The sequence below is a fragment of the Paenibacillus sp. USDA918EY genome (assembly GCF_009870825.1).
Classification (GTDB): Bacteria; Bacillota; Bacilli; order Paenibacillales; family Paenibacillaceae; genus Paenibacillus_AQ; species Paenibacillus_AQ albilobatus.
Genome location: NZ_WTWY01000075.1, coordinates 1 through 307, shown reverse-complemented (window position 1 = coordinate 307; position 307 = coordinate 1). Strand labels below are relative to the sequence as shown.

The window sequence follows — 307 nt, the reverse complement described above, 5'->3', positions numbered from 1 at the left end:
AAGGAAATAAGATCGAAGGCGAGGTAAAGACTGAGGAGTCCGAAGGCTGGGTGGCAATGCCGAAGTGGTATATGGACGAGCTTAAACGCTATGAGCGGGAATGGAAAAAAGAAAAAATGTCCTGTAAAAAGTGGCTAGGTGAAGACAAGCAGTACATTTTTCACGGAGGGCGAGGCGTTATGTATTACCCATCCACTCCGACGCTGACATGGAGCCGGTTCCTTGAAAAGAACGGCCTACCGCATGTGAAGCTTCACGGCCTGCGTCATACCGCCGGCATGCTGCTACGGGAATCCGGAGCCGATCT

Annotated in this window: 1 pseudogene; it reads left to right on the top strand. The window is 51.5% G+C overall.

Going from position 1 to position 307, the window contains the following annotated elements:
* Positions 1-50 precede the first annotated feature (50 nt).
* Positions 51-307, top strand: a pseudogene (locus GQY55_RS30875) (tyrosine-type recombinase/integrase); the annotation flags it as partial.